Raw genomic sequence first — 14,578 nt, forward strand, 5'->3', positions numbered from 1 at the left:
TCTTATCCACATCGATTGTGAGCCGCATAGTCATAGCGCACGCGGTCCAGCAACTCCTGATCAATCGGACAGGGTTCAATCCCCCAAATTAAATGGGCGTAATTGTGAATGGAAAAATCAGTCGAAAACTTACCCATTCCCGCAATATTGTTCAGTGCATACTCAGCCCATTTTCTCGGCTTTTTATACAGTTCTTCAACTTTAAGCTGGGTATCGTAATAGCTCTGCAGATCTTTTAACATGAAATAGCGATCTGGTTCGCCTCCATAATGCATCTCAATCAGTTTGTGATACAAATCACTAAAGACCAGATGTTCTTCTTCCGTATGGGCGAACGTTCTGTCTCTTAAGGCATCGACGGCCTTTCTGATTTTTGGATTAGATTCATAGATATCCCTAGAATGATACGAATGCGTCGACTTCAATTGCGCAATCTGATCAGCCGTACATCCAAAAGCAAAGGGCCACCATTGAGGAGTGATCTCCTCCTCCATTTCAATATTAGCTCCATCCCGGGTTCCAATCGTGAGAGCCCCATTGATAGCCATCTTCATGTTGCCGGTTCCCGAAGCCTCGGTGCCAGCAGTTGAGATTTGCTCGGACAGATCGCTCGCCGGAATGACTATCTCGGCCTTTGTCACGTTGTAGTTCTCGAGATAGACAACTTTTAAAAAGCCTGCAACGGCCGGATCATGATTGACCTTTCTTGCAATGCAATATATCAATCTAATGATGTCTTTAGCCGTTTCATAGCCGGCCGCGGCCTTGCCTCCGATGATGGCTGTCCGTTTAATGCGCTCATGATTTGGATTCTGGATAAGCTCTTGGTACAGCATAATTAAATGCAGCGCATTCATGAGCTGTCTCTTGTATTCGTGAATGCGCTTCACCTGCACGTCGAATAGCGAATCGACATCGATTAACGGGGGCGGCAAGACCCGCGCCCCTGTCGCATCGCGTAGACGGTTATCTCGATTCAGATAGTCTATAAAAGCCAGTTTATTCTTTTTCTTGATCGCCAAAAATTCATCTTGGGAGTCAGGATCATTGGCAAAATAGGCCAATTCTTTAATCGTCAAGAAATCAGTGATCCATTTATCTCCAATGCGATGGGTGATAAATTTAGCAAGCTCTGGATTGCATTCCAACAACCAACGTCTTTGCGTAACCCCATTAGTAATATTAACGAATTTATCCGGAAAAAATTCGTAGAAATCTTTAAAAACAGAATTTTTTAAAATTTCGGTATGCAATTTGGCCACACCATTGACCTTGTGCGATCCAACAATCGCCAAGTTAGCCATGCGGACCTTTCCATTCTCTATGATCGATAGGCGGCGGATGCGCTCTTCATCTTCCGGATAACGCGCTCTCACTGCATTGCAGAAATCTTGATTGAGCCTTTCAATGATCCTGTACTGGCGCGGCAATAAATAATAGAAAAGAGTGCGGTCCCATTGCTCCAACGCTTCGCTCAAGATTGTATGATTGGTATACCCGGTACAGGCTTGCGTGATCTCTACCGCCATCTTCCATGGCAAATCATGATCTTTTGTTAGAATGCGTATGAGCTCGGCAATGACTAAAGAGGGATGAGTATCATTAATTTGAATACGTACCTTATCGGCAAACTGGCGGAAATTCTCATAATGCACAAGGTGGTGCCGCACAATGTCTTGGATAGAGGCCGATACCAGCAGAAACTCTTGCTTCAAGCGGATACGCTTACCAATATCGGTATTGTCGCTCGGATATAACACATCGGTTAACGTTGTATTTTCAGCCGCCTGATCCAAACGTCCCGCATTATAGCGCTGCAGTAAAAAGTTGCGCGGCGAGTCCTTGGTCGACCAGAGGCGCAAAGTCACGACTGAGAAGTCGGAATTTTTACTATAACCGACAATGGGGATATCGTAAGGCAACGCCCCTACTTCCTCAGAGTCTTTTAATTCCAAAATTTCATCGCCATGGATGTTGTAAGAGGTTTGAGGCGTCCCGCAAAACTTGACGTGCACACGTCTTTGATCGCGCCGAAATTCCCAAGGATCTTCGTTCAAAAGCCAGCAATCAGGCGCCTCGACTTGAACTCCATCCCACAACTGCTGCTCAAAAATCCCATACTGGTAACGCAGACCGTAGGCCTGGGCCGGATAGTGGTGCGTCGCTAATGAGTCGAGAAGGCAAGAAGCCAAGCGCCCCAAGCCTCCGTTGCCGAGACCTGGATCGTCTTCTTGTTCAACAATATCGCGCACACTGCGATTCATCTTCTGCAAAACAAGTTTGACCACGTCTTTCGAACAGAGATTGGTGACGTTGTTGACAAAGAGACGCCCCGGCAAATATTCCATAGATAAATAATAGATTTGACGAGCATTTTTTTTAGCAATCGTGCGGGCAGTCGCCTGCCAGTTAATCATCGTTTCTTCACGGATTGCATAGCACAAGGCTCGGTAAAACTCGTTGGAATTTGCCTCTTCCGCCGTCCTGCCGATCGTGCTGATTAAATAGGATTTGACTTTTCGGATTAACTCCTCGGCTAATAAATCGATATTAACTGTACTCATGAATGACCTCGTTACAATCGGCTGTGAACTTTCTACTACCCAAAATTTTAATTTACCATATAATGCATTTTTTTTATGTATATCATCGAGTATGAAGGTAAGAAGATGCAGCATCATTATTGGTTCATTTGTCACGGAATATTGGCCTTATTTACCGGACTCATGCTATATGTGACCTATGTGGCCTTTTCACGCCACTCGGGCTCAACTGGCTTGGATATGGCTCACATTCAAAAAGTTCGCTATGAGGCTCAACAAGCACGCCAAACCCCACCTCGATCCTTCCCTACAACGACTTCGTCACTATGACTTTATTTTTCACGCTGTTACCCCTCTATCTCTTTGGGAATATTCATTGCCTGGGGATGTGCGGTCCGCTTGTCATGATGCTTGGTAAACATCGCTACCGCTTTCTCTATTTTGGGGGACGCATTCTTTCGTTTAGCCTTGCAGGTTTACTGGCAGGAGAAGCTGGCGCCGTGGTGCAGGTCTTTCTCAAAGAGTATCATCTTGCCGAAATCATCAGCCTCATTTGTGGTCTGTTGATCATCTATTGGGGATTCAGCCTATTATTTCATTGGAAGTTTTTTAAAGGAATGGCACAGTGGAAATCATTGGCAGGCTTAAATAAAACCTTATCCTCACTGCTTTTAAAGGATACGAGCGGATCAACTTTTTTGTTTGGTTTTTTGACCGTTTTACTACCCTGCGGCCAGACACTCGTCGTCTTTTCTGCATGTGCCCTGGTAGGAGATGGCGCCATCGGCCTGTTCAATGGCTTTGCGTTTGCCCTGTTGACAACCCCTTCACTGATCCTGGCCATGCATGCTTATACATTTTTCGGCAAACTTAAACGCCATGCGAATACAGTTTTAGGAATCAGTTCGATCGCGGTCGGCATTTTGGCCTGCTGCCGAGGTTTAGCCGAAATGGGATGGATTTCCCACCTGATTCTGAACCCAGATTCTCCAACCCTTTATCATATAGTGATTTTCTAATGAATAAAGAGCCTATTAGTTTATACATTTTCCGCTTTGTCTTAGGGCTTGGCCTATTTGCCTTCATGGCTATGCTCTATTGGTCTTCGGCCTTGATCGAAGACCAACTGAAATTTTTGCGATCGGACCTCCTCCAAGTCAAAAATGATATCTTTTTACTCCGGACAGAAACAGAAAAAATCAGAACCGATGTCTTAAAGAGTCTGCTCGAACAGCGCCCCGCTACTATCTATTCCCCTTTGCAGCCCACTGCCCAGCCACTGGCGAAATCTACTGAGACAGGCCTTTCAACAAACCTTCTCAAACCCGATTTCTTTTACGAAAACACTCTTCCTAAGCTATTGGGAGCAGATTTCATTCCCCATGGAGTGCGCAAAGAAGGCTCTTTAGGCAAGCCTGAACACCTTCTTCCTTTCGGCAAATGGGTTCAAGTCGCCAATTGGAATGGTTTATGCACGACAGGCTTAGCTTCACAAGAGGTTGGCAAATACGAAACCCTAACCCCAGATATGGCAGAGAAGATGGAACTGCGTCAAAATGCAAAAGGAGAGCCTGAATATTGGCTATTCTTACGCAAGGATGTTTTCTGGGCTCCTCTTCAACAAAATCACTTTGCCGATAGCGTTGTCCTCGCCCCTCATTTTTTGCATCGTCATCCAGTAACGGCCCATGATTTTAAGTTTTTCTTCGATGCGGTCATGAACCCAAGCATTGAAGAGGCGCAGGCTATTTCCCTAAGAACCTATTTTAGCGACATCGAAGAGGTTCGCGTCATTGATGATTACACATTAGTTGTCCGTTGGAAAACAGAAATGATTGCCAATGAAAAAGGGGAAAGCGAGCCTAAAATGAAATATTTGTCCAAATCGCTGACCGGCTCTTTGCGTCCGCTTGCCTCCTTTGTCTACAAATACTTTGCCGATGGCACCAAAATCATTGAAGATGACTCCAATCCAGAAACCTACCGCATCAATTCCATCTGGGCCCAAAACTTTTCCCACCATTGGGCCAAAAATGTGATCGTTAGCTGCGGTGCCTGGCTCTTCGATGGAATAACGGACAGAGAAATTCGCTTCAAACGCAATAACGACTATTTTGACCCCCATGCAGCTTTAACGGAAGCTTATGAAATCAAGCTCAAAGACTCATTCGATGGAATCTGGGAAGAATTCAAAGCAGGATCACTGGATCTTTACGAAGTTCCTCCCAATCAGCAGTCTGAGCTGGATCGCTTTTTACAAAGTATGCCTTATGCCGCGCAAAAGCAGAAAGGGCTCGGAATTAAACTTCTGGAGTTCATTGGCCGCAGCTATACGTATATAGGCTGGAATCAGGCAAACCCCCTTTTCAAAAGCAAAAAAGTGCGCCAAGCACTTACCATGGCCATAGACCGGGACAGAATCATCCGGCAAAACCTGAATGGAATGGGCGTGCAGACAACAGGCACTTTTTTCCGCTTTTCTCCCTCTTACGACGAAAGCATCCAACCTTATCCCTTTAATCCACAAAAAGCTTTGCAGCTGCTGCATGAAGAAGGTTGGTACGATAGCACGGGAACGGGGGTATTGGATAAGGTCATCAATGGCCAAAGAGTTCCCTTTCAATTTACACTTACCTACTTCGTCAAAAACCAAACCACGAAATCGATTTGCGAATATATAACGACCGCTTTAAAAGAGATCGGAATCAGCTGTAAAATGGATGGAGTAGACCTTGCCGACTTATCAGCGGCAACCGATGATAAGAGCTTCGATGCCCTTTACCTTGCTTGGTCGCTTGGCACTCCTCCCGAGGACCCAAGGCAGCTTTGGTACTCGACAGGAGCCAAAGAGAAAGGATCTTCTAATTTTGTCGGCTTTGCCAATAAAGAAGTCGACCAAATCATCGATCAACTGACCTATGAATATGATTCCAAAAAGCGCATCGAGCTTTACCATCGCTTCAACCGCATTATCTACGATGAAGCCCCCTATACCTTTCTCTATACGCCAAAAACGCTGTTGGCTTATCGCGATTACATGCAAAACGTCTTCATTCCAGCCGACAGGCAGGATTTAATTCCTGAAGCCAATGTCGGAGAACCCATTTCCAGCCTCTTTTGGATCGATGATAAACGAGGCCTCGAGAATCAAAAGAAGTAAACAGGGATAAACGATGTGGAACTATGTCATAAGACGCCTGATTCTTCTTCCCTTTACTCTCTTTTGCATTGTACTCGTCAACTTTGCCATCATCAATTTAGCGCCAGGCGATCCCGTTTCGTTCACTGAAGTGTCTTCAGAAGGCCAGGCAAGCAAAAGGGAAGACCGCTCAGTCGCCTTTAGCGGCGATGAGCGCTATTTGCAATTCCGCGAATTTTATGGATTAACCCTACCCATTCTCTATAATGACTGGTCCTCCCTGTCAATGTCATATGTTGAAACAACTCTTTGGCAGCTAGTCAATAAACGGGAAACGGCGGAAAGTAAAGAAGAAATGCCCGTTAAAGAATATGATGCTTTACGCGTCGCATTTGGGGATCAGTCTCGCTTCATCATGCCTCATTTAGTGACCATCATCGAAGACCCTAAAACTCCAGCTGCCATTAGGCAGCTCGCAGCCCATTTTTTTGTAAGAGGCGGATCAAGGCAGGGCTTCATTGGATCAAACTTGACGCCTGAACAAAAGGCGTGGAACAAACGAGTAGCAGAAGACAACTTATTGTTGCGCTCCCTTCCCTGGCGCTCAACCGCATCAAAAGAAGAAATCGACGAAAAAGTGCAGAAAATTCAAAGGTGGTATGCAGCTAATAAGGCCTTTTATCACCTGGATCCATCAGGCAAAGAAAAAACAGCCATTTTTTTCTTCGAGACGCGCTTTACAAAATACATGAACCGCATTCTTCACCTCGACTTTGGAACGCTTCGCAACGATTCGAGCAAAACGGTTCTAAGCGAAGTTGTCAAACGGTTCAAATACTCTTTGACGCTTGCCATTATCCCCATGTTCATTACTTTCATACTCTGCCAGTTTTTTGGATTTTTAATGGCTTATAAACAACGGCAATGGCCAGACTATACCCTTAATCTATTTTTCCTCGTCCTCTACGCCATTCCGGTCTTTGTCGTCGCTCCCTTCCTCATTGAAAAAGTCGCTCTCCACAATACCTTTCCCTTTACCAATATCCCCATCCCCATCAGCGGCTTTACCAATCCCGACCGCATCTACAACCAAGAAACCTCTTATCAAAGGCTATTTGACATTTTGCAGCACATTGCCTTACCCATCCTCGCCATCATGTACGGAAGCTTAGCCGCCCAATCTAGGCTTTCACGCACAGCCGTATTAGAGGTTTTAAGGCAAGATTACATCCGCACCGCAAGAGCCAAGGGAGTGGCCCCTTCCCTTATCTTATTTAAACACGTCGGACGCAACGCCGCCATTACCATCGTTACCTCCTTAGCAGGATCGCTTGGAGTCATCCTTGGCGGCTCTTTGATAGTGGAGACATTGTTTGACATCAACGGATTCGGTAAGTTTTTTTATGACGCCATCCTAAACCGCGACTACAACGTGATCATGTTTTCCGCTCTTGCAGGCTCTTTCCTGACTCTTTTAGGATACTTGGTTGCCGATTTAGCCTACATGTGGCTTGACCCACGCATTACTTTGGATTAAAAATGAAGCATAAACACTCTTCTTCAACCTACTGGCAAATTGTCTGGAAACAATTTAGCCGCAGTCGATTGGCACTCTTTGCCCTAGCTATTGTTTGTTTATTCTGCCTGGTTGGCATCTACGCCCCTTTCTTAGCATCCAGTAAGCCTTTGATGGTCCGCTTTGATGGACAATGGTATTTCCCTCTTTTCCGCTATTTGTTTTTTCCTGGATTTTTCACAAAGCCTCTCGATCTTTTTTACAATCTGCTCATTTTCACCTTTCCCCTCTTCCTCCTGGCTTTGATCACCCTCAAAAATCACCCTCGAAGCTGCTTTTGGACCTTAGTGGCTCTTTTAAGCATTCAAGGACTTTTATTTGGAATGATTCTTTCCAGGACGCCTCAAGATCCAGCCGCTAGTCCGGAGCTCAATTATGCCAAACAAATGCAGATTCAAAGGCGGCTTGCAGCGGAAAGGCAAAGCCCCCTCCTAACTCATCCTCTTTTGCCTAGCTGGGAGCGAGAACTCTCCTACATGACACCTTATGCCAAACTCAATTTGATTTTGCGCTACCAACAAAGAGAGGCTCAAGATAGACGTCTACAGCGCTTTGAAGCATCCTATGTCAAAGAGGCACAAAATAGGGGAAAAACGACCAGCTTGCCAACTCTTTGGCGGCAAGACTTGCTCCATGCAGAAGCCGATGAAGCTCGCCAAAAAGCTGTTATCGAGCAAAATCAAGCCTCTTATGCTAAAGCTAAAGCCCTATACGCTCTCTTTGCAGATCAGTGTCACAAAAGTGCACCCTCTGACAAGTATCAGCCGCTGGTAAAGTGCGATTATTTAATGAAGCTCTCTCAACAAGACAACGAGAGCTTTTTAGAAGCAAAGCGTACCGTCGATGCTTTTGAAAAAGCACAAGCACAGCTTGCCTACTTACACGATCGCAGCTCGTGGCTCAAACAACAAGCCTCCCAACTCCAATTTAAAGTCATGCCTCTTTTGCGCCCCTTTCATTGGGAAGACGATGCAGGAGGCGAACAGGCGCTCAATCGTCACATCAGCTGGTGGGAGCTTACGCGCGTCAATCGCAAAGATATGGTGGCAGCCTTGATTTTTGGCGTGCGAGTCTCGCTATCGGTTGGACTGCTCTCAATTGGATTAGCTTTATTGATTGGCATTCCAATCGGAGCTATGGCCGGATTCTACGGCGGCAAGGTAGACATGGTCACCTATCGCCTCATTGAAATTTGGGAATCGATGCCTACTTTCTTTATGCTGCTTATGATCGTTGCCTTTTTGCAAAGCAAGTCCATTTTTTTAGTCATCATCGTGATTGGTCTGTTCGGATGGACAAGTTTTAGTCGCTTCATCAGAGGAGAATTTTTCAGACAAAAACAATTGCCCTATGTCGAAGCTTGCCATGCTCAGGGCTTCAGCAATCGCTACATCATGTTTTCTCATCTCTTACCCAACGCCATTCCGCCACTGCTCACCTTAGTCCCTTTTGCAGTCATGGGAGCCATAACAAGTGAGGCGGGACTGTCATTTTTGGGGCTAGGAGAAGAGGGATCAAGTTCATGGGGCGTTTTAATGGATGAAGGCAGAAACGCCTTTCCCGCTGAAAGCTATCTCCTGTGGCCACCCGCCATCTTGCTCACCATCTTGCTCGTTTCGATCGCGCTCGTGGGTGATGCCTTAAGAGATGCTTTAGATCCAAAGCTGCATTAGTTTAACGCTTTGGATCAAGCATCTCTTAAGGCATCACCCAAAACGAGCAGGATGGTTGAATGAAATCCTAATCTTTAAACATAAGGCTCTATGAAAAAAGTTATTTTCCCCGGCTCTTTCGATCCTCCGACTCTCGGCCATCTGGATATTGCCTTAAGAGCAGCCAATATCTTTGACTACGTGTACATAGCAATCGGCCAAAACCCACGCAAGAAACATAGGGCCTTTAGCCCTGAGGAAAGAATGGAGCTGCTCAGCACCGTGCTTCATCAGGTTCCAAATGTTGAGATTGTTACGTTCAATGGATTGCTGGCCGATTTTGCAAACACACTCGGAGTCAAAACGATTTTAAGAGCTATTCGCAATGCGTCGGATTTTGACTATGAAAATCTGCAAGCTCAAATGAACCGCAGGCTTGGCAATGTAGAAACTCTTTACATGGTCGCTGACGAGAAATTTCGGCTCATAAGCTCGGCTCTGATCCATGAAATTGCAGGCTACGGACGAAGATTGCACGGCTTCGTTCCAGAAGAGATCGAAAAACTGGTCTTTGAGCGGTTGTCGCAGCTTGACACAATGAATGAACTCTTAGATTAAAGGTATGTGCGAGCTTAAGAGAAGAGCCAGCAAGGCTCTTCTCTCATTCCTACACTCAATGAGCAGTGCCAGATTCCATAGGGATCTGTATTGGAATTTCTTTGCGAATTCCTGGATAGTAATAGGCAGAAAACGTAACGGCCAAAGAACCTATGACCAGCTCTTCCTTGCCAAAAACAGCCACAGCTTGATATTCCCGCATCGACCAATCATCACGCACAAAATCGGCTAAGGCTGGCCATGCGTGAGGAGTTGTAAATGCCAATGCAACGCTCTTGCCTGGTTCAATGGAGGGTAAAGGAAGTTTTTCCGTTTGAAAAATCACACTGTCTTTTTCTTTTTCCAAAGGCTTTGCAAAGGCATAGCGCAAGTAGATTTCTGCATTTGGGCTGGCTTGAGTGCCCTTATTCTCCACTACAACAGATAATTTAGCAGGAGTGCCTGGTTGAACCTTATGAGCAGCATCTTTCTCAATAGGCTGAACAGCCTCTGCATGAATTAAGCCTTGTAGAATGGCCTGTGAATTTGGCACTTGGCTTTGCCCATAGCCTATGCGCGCCAACAAAAGCAAACCGGCGATAAGACCAATCCCAAATTTGAATAACCACGACTTAGAGGATTGAGAATTTTCCAACATTACTATTCTCCGTCACTTGTTACATATAAAAAAATTAAGCTCTTGCAAGCTGGAACACCATCTTTTATCCGAATACCGCGCGAATGGGATAAAATAAGGCAACGGCTAAAAGAGCGCCGATCGGTACGGTGACAACCCAAGAAATGAGAATATCGCGCGTTGTTGTTAAATTGACGGCTTCAAGGCCTCTTGCAAAACCGACACCTAAAACGGCTCCGACTAGTGTATGAGTCGTTGAAATGGGAAGTCCAAGTCTAGAGGCCAGTACAATCGTCGTCGCTGCACCAAATTCGGCTGCAAAGCCTCGGCTTGGAGTCAGCTCTGTAATTTTTTTCCCAATAGTTTCAATGACGCGCCAGCCCCACGTTGCCAAGCCAACGACAATGCCGCTCCCACCAAGTGCGAGTGCCCAAGTGGGAACCGGAGCTTCAACCGCAAAAAGTCCAGTAGTCAAAATAGTCACAGCAGCTGACAAGGGGCCGATCGCATTAGCGACGTCATTGGCGCCGTGGGCAAAAGCCATCATGCAAGCTGTCATAATTTGAAGATAAGCAAAAACTGTTTCGACTCGATTATACTCTTCATGAGTATGATCGAGCTCCATTCGAGGTTTAAGTGACTTGGAAAGGGTATTGACCTCTTCCATCAACAAACCCGCGGTATATTGGGCCTCCCCATTAGACTTAGAATGAAAGCGCTGCAAATGCTTTTGAACTTTCTCCAACGACTGCATAGCCTCTGGATCGTACTCATTGTGCGGCTTCCCGTGTTGTGTAATGGGAATGCGGCGCATGACGAGATGGCTAATAAACGCTCCCAAAAGCCCCGCCCCAACTGTAATGGCTATTTTGGTCAACAGGGTAAGTTCAAGATTTAAATTGTGCAACCCTTCAAAAACTAAGACCAGGGCAAGGATGCTTACCACAATAAATACCAATAAAGGGGTAAGTTTGCGCGTGGCTTCCAAAGGATTTAAAGCGTAGAAAATTTTTTTTCTCAGAAGAGTAAAAATATAATAAGCAAGGACTCCGCCTAAAACAGGAGACAAAATCCAGCTACAGATAATATAACCGACATCTTTCCAGTAAACAGCTTCGAGCCCTCCGACAACGGCTCCAAATCCCACAATAGCTCCGACAATTGAGTGAGTCGTTGAAACCGGCCAGCCAAAATAGGAGGCTAATTGCAACCACATCCCAACAGAAGCCAAAGAGGCTAACATGCCGTAAACGAGGATTCTAGGGTCATGGACAAAAACATCTGGATTAATAATGCCACTTTGCATGGTCTTAGAGACGTGGGAGCCAAAGAAAAAAGCACCACAAAACTCTAAAATAGCTGCAATGATAACAGCTTGACGTAGGGTCAAAGAACCGGAACCTACAGATGTTCCCATGGCATTGGCAACATCATTAGCCCCGATATTCCAGGCCATGTAAAAGCCTGTTACCAAAATTAAAATCAGCAGAGCAGTATCCATAACTCCTTATTTTAATTCTAAAGTCATTCGTACTCGATAGGCCAAGTTTTCAGCAAAATTTGAAATAGAAGCTAAATTTTCAATTAAACGTTGCCATTGGTTAAATGTGATGTAGGTCAGCTGTTCTTCGGCTTTAAATAAGTTTTTTAATAGCCGCCGCTGTATGAGATCAACTTCATGCTCTCGATACGCCACATCATCTACCATGGAACGAACTTTTTCGGCTTCAATACCTCCAAAAGATGATTCAACTAACTCATGCAATTCATTAATGATGAGTTTTGCTCCATCGAATGTCTCAATATTTTTAAGTAGGAATAGTTTAAACTCATCCTTAAAAATTGGCAACATTTCTAATGGTTTAAGTGTCGCAATTACCGCAACATCTTCGACCTTATCAGCAATACTATCTTGAATTGTCAAGATTTCCAGTAAATTTCCGCGATCGATTGGCAAAAATAAGCTTTTTGGCAAATGATTGCGAATATCATTCTTAATCACGTCTGCCTGATGCTCAATTGCTGAAATTTCATCGTAAATTCGCTCAATCTGCGCTTGGTCTTGCCTTTCAATAGCTTCACAAAGGGCTGGCAAAAAATGCACGCAACGTCCGACACTTTCCATATGTGATTGGAGAGGAGCAAAAGGAGAACGGCCAAATAAACTCAAAATTGTCAACATAACAAACGGCTCCTCAATAAGAAAATACTCACAATTTTTCGAATAGGATGTTCGACCCTTAAAGGATATTTACAAAGCATTACCAATGGTTCATAGGTGCCCTTTAAATATCTCTGAACCCTTTTATGCTCTACAAAAAGGACAAATTAATTCAAAATTTAGGTTACTATACTTGGAATTCCTAATCGAGGAATTTATAGGCTTATGGTATATACAAAATGGATGAAAAATGAATAGCGATGATACTTAAAAGCCCAAAGCTCCGGGTATAAATCCTAAATTGTTGCCAATGAATTAATTATTTTAATTAGAGACCTTATGCTCCCGTCTTCTCCTCTTTTACAAGTCCGCGACCTCACCGTCCGCCTGCAAATCGGAAATGATCGTTGGACAGTAGTTGATCAACTCGGCTTCAATCTTTATGCCGGCCAGACTCTGGCTTTAGTCGGGGAATCTGGCTGCGGAAAATCGATGACAGCACTCTCTCTCCTGCGCATTCTACCCACCCCTCCCGCACTTCCTCCTGAAGGAGAGGTCATTTATCGTGGACAAAACCTGCTTGCCTTAAGCGAAAAAGAAATGCGCCAGATGCGAGGGTCGCGCTTGGCCATGATTTTTCAAGATCCTATGAGCGCCTTAAATCCTGTTTATACAATTGGCAATCAGTTAATCGAAGTGGCAGAGCTGCATCTACACCTTGATAGGGATGAAGCCCTTGAACGCGCAAAAAAGGCTCTAGAAAGCGTAGGAATTGCTGATGCTACAAGGCGTTTGAATGATTACCCCCACCAGCTGTCTGGAGGGTTAAAGCAGCGCGTCATGATCGCTATGGCTTTGATGTGCGAACCCGATATCCTCATTGCTGACGAACCAACAACAGCCCTCGATGTCACCATCCAATCCCAGGTTCTTGCACTCATTCGCTCGCTCCAAGAGAAAAAGGGGATGGCCTTGTTGCTCATTACCCATGATATGGGCGTTGTTGCCGAAATGGCAGATGAAGTCATTGTGATGTACACAGCCCAAGGCATTGAAAAAGGACATGTTGAAGACATTTTTTATCATCGAGCACACCCCTATACGCTTGGGCTCTTCCAGTCGCGCCCTTCTGTACAACAAAAAGAAAGGCTCACTCCCATTCCTGGGCAAGTTCCCTCTTTTCGCCACATCCCCAAAGGATGCCGTTTCCATCCGCGCTGCCCTTTTGTGATGGACAAATGCCGCACAGGCCCTGTTCCCGATTTTACTCTTCCACACAACCACATCACAAAATGTTGGCTTTACGATCAGAGTGCAGAAAGCCAAGCTAAACTCAAAGATTCTCAGTTGGAGCAGCTATGAGCCAGTCTTTATTAACTGTCAAAGGTCTGAAAAAGTATTTTCCCATCGTTGCCGGCCTCTTCCGCAAAGAAGTTGGATGCATTAAAGCAGTCGATGGAATCGACTTTACCATTAAAGAAGGCGAAGTGCTGGGCATGGTTGGAGAATCAGGAAGCGGTAAGAGTACTGCCGCCAGAGCGGCTATACGCCTCATTGAGCCAACTGCCGGCGAAATCACCTTCCTAGGGAAGGAGCTCATGAACCTGAATGCTTCTCAGCTAAAAATGATCCGCACAGACATTCAAATGGTTTTTCAAGATCCTTACGCCTCCCTCAATCCTCGCAAAACCATTAAAGAAAGCATTGGGGAAGCTCTGTTTTACCACCATTTAGTTGCTACGAAAGAAGAGCAAACGGATCGCGTTGCAACGGTTCTTCAACAAATTGGCCTTTCACCAGATGTCATGGAACGTTATCCTCATGAATTTTCAGGGGGGCAGCAGCAGAGGATTTGTATCGGACGCGCGCTCGCGCTCAATCCCAAACTCATTGTCTGTGATGAGGCCGTTTCTGCTTTAGATGTGTCGATTCAAGCGCAAATTCTTAATTTATTGATCGAGCTCAAGGAAACGTTCCGCCTAAGCTATCTCTTTATCTCGCATGATCTATCTGTCATCAGGCACATTGCTGATCACACAGTCGTTCTCTATAAGGGTAAAATGGTGGAAAGCGGTCCAACTGAACAGCTATTTTTGCAGCCTGAGCATAGCTATACCAAAGAACTCCTAGCAGCAATTCCCAAGATGCATCCAAGAAAACGTCCGCTCATGGCTTAAGACCTGATTGAAATAGTTCCCACGAGGCCAAAATAATGAGCTTAATTTGTCACAAATCAACAATTGATTTCTGTTAAAGACATCATTAGGATAATT

12 protein-coding genes are annotated in these 14,578 nt (G+C 45.1%); 8 read left to right on the forward strand and 4 right to left on the reverse strand.

Annotated elements, in window-relative coordinates; translation table 11 throughout:
- Positions 1-2: 2 nt before the first annotated feature.
- Positions 3-2,564, reverse strand: coding sequence for a glycogen/starch/alpha-glucan phosphorylase (locus PNK_RS11405; protein ID WP_059062131.1), 2,562 nt, complete (start codon positions 2,562-2,564; stop codon positions 3-5).
- Between the two features lie 105 nt (positions 2,565-2,669).
- Here PNK_RS11405 and PNK_RS11410 point away from each other — a divergent pair, with 105 nt between their 5' ends.
- From PNK_RS11410 to coaD, 6 genes are all read left to right on the forward strand, one after another.
- Entirely contained in the window at positions 2,670-2,873 is a 204-nt protein-coding gene (locus tag PNK_RS11410) for a hypothetical protein (protein ID WP_059062132.1), read from the forward strand.
- Entirely contained in the window at positions 2,870-3,562 is a 693-nt protein-coding gene (locus PNK_RS11415) for a sulfite exporter TauE/SafE family protein (RefSeq protein WP_059062133.1), read from the forward strand. Before PNK_RS11410 ends, PNK_RS11415 begins: the two co-directional genes overlap by 4 nt.
- Positions 3,562-5,703 (forward strand): ABC transporter substrate-binding protein, encoded by a 2,142-nt coding sequence (locus PNK_RS11420; protein WP_059062134.1) that lies wholly within the window; start codon positions 3,562-3,564, stop codon positions 5,701-5,703. Before PNK_RS11415 ends, PNK_RS11420 begins: the two co-directional genes overlap by 1 nt.
- A 13-nt stretch (positions 5,704-5,716) precedes the next feature.
- Positions 5,717-7,219, forward strand: coding sequence for an ABC transporter permease (locus tag PNK_RS11425; RefSeq protein WP_059062135.1), 1,503 nt, complete (start codon positions 5,717-5,719; stop codon positions 7,217-7,219).
- 2 nt (positions 7,220-7,221) lie between these two features.
- Complete coding sequence (locus tag PNK_RS11430; protein WP_059062136.1) at positions 7,222-8,931, forward strand: ABC transporter permease; 1,710 nt, start codon at positions 7,222-7,224, stop codon at positions 8,929-8,931.
- Positions 8,932-9,021: 90 nt separating this feature from the next.
- On the forward strand, positions 9,022-9,528 hold the full coding sequence (coaD, locus tag PNK_RS11435) for a pantetheine-phosphate adenylyltransferase (RefSeq protein ID WP_059062137.1): 507 nt from the start codon (positions 9,022-9,024) through the stop codon (positions 9,526-9,528).
- 55 nt (positions 9,529-9,583) lie between these two features.
- On the opposite strand, the gene PNK_RS11440 is transcribed toward coaD, so the two are convergent.
- The 3 genes from PNK_RS11440 to PNK_RS13535 form a co-directional block, all read right to left on the reverse strand.
- Entirely contained in the window at positions 9,584-10,165 is a 582-nt protein-coding gene (locus PNK_RS11440; protein WP_059062138.1) for a hypothetical protein, read from the reverse strand.
- Positions 10,166-10,229: 64 nt separating this feature from the next.
- Positions 10,230-11,645 carry an inorganic phosphate transporter gene (locus PNK_RS11445; protein ID WP_059062139.1) on the reverse strand — a complete coding sequence of 472 codons (1,416 nt, stop codon included), beginning with the start codon at positions 11,643-11,645 and terminating at the stop codon, positions 10,230-10,232.
- Positions 11,646-11,651: 6 nt separating this feature from the next.
- Positions 11,652-12,326: a TIGR00153 family protein gene (locus PNK_RS13535; protein WP_059062140.1), complete on the reverse strand. Its 675-nt coding sequence runs from the start codon at positions 12,324-12,326 to the stop codon at positions 11,652-11,654.
- Positions 12,327-12,644: 318 nt separating this feature from the next.
- Between PNK_RS13535 and PNK_RS11455 the strand changes: the two genes are divergently transcribed.
- The gene (locus PNK_RS11455) at positions 12,645-13,667 is read left to right on the forward strand and encodes an ABC transporter ATP-binding protein (RefSeq protein WP_059062141.1); all 1,023 of its coding nucleotides are present in this window, start codon (positions 12,645-12,647) and stop codon (positions 13,665-13,667) included.
- Positions 13,664-14,482: an ABC transporter ATP-binding protein gene (locus PNK_RS11460; RefSeq protein WP_032124585.1), complete on the forward strand. Its 819-nt coding sequence runs from the start codon at positions 13,664-13,666 to the stop codon at positions 14,480-14,482. The genes PNK_RS11455 and PNK_RS11460 overlap by 4 nt, the downstream gene beginning before the upstream one ends.
- Positions 14,483-14,578: the final 96 nt, after the last annotated feature.

The organism is Candidatus Protochlamydia naegleriophila (genome assembly GCF_001499655.1).
GTDB lineage: Bacteria > Chlamydiota > Chlamydiia > Chlamydiales > Parachlamydiaceae > Protochlamydia > Protochlamydia naegleriophila.